The 327-nt window shown below is 51.1% G+C and carries 1 protein-coding gene; it reads left to right on the forward strand.

The window, feature by feature from the left end:
• A partial coding sequence (locus MiSe_RS50065; protein WP_226595080.1) for a hypothetical protein occupies positions 1-211 on the forward strand: 211 nt, incomplete at its 5' end.
• Between the last annotated feature and the right edge of the window lie 116 nt (positions 212-327).

Here is a 327-nt window from a genome sequence, read left to right on the forward strand (position 1 = left end):
ATCAAATCCGGGTGTATCTGAATCATTGGTCGGGGCACGGCAAGGAAGGAACTTTATGCTGGCGGCAAAGCTTACTAATGCCGTGCCGCTACTATATCAAATCCGGGTGTATCTGAATCATTGGTCGGGGCACGGCAAGGAAGGAACTTTATGCTGGCGGCAAAGCTTACTAATGCCGTGCCGCTACTATATCAAATCCGGGTGCATCTGAATCATTGGTCGGGGCACGGCAGAGGAGGAACTTTGTACTGGGGAGAAAGCTTACTAATGCCGTGCCGCTACTATATCAAATCCGGGTGTATCTGAATCATTGGTCGGGGCACGGCA

Source organism: Microseira wollei NIES-4236 (assembly GCF_020521235.1).
GTDB lineage: Bacteria > Cyanobacteriota > Cyanobacteriia > Cyanobacteriales > Aerosakkonemataceae > Microseira > Microseira wollei.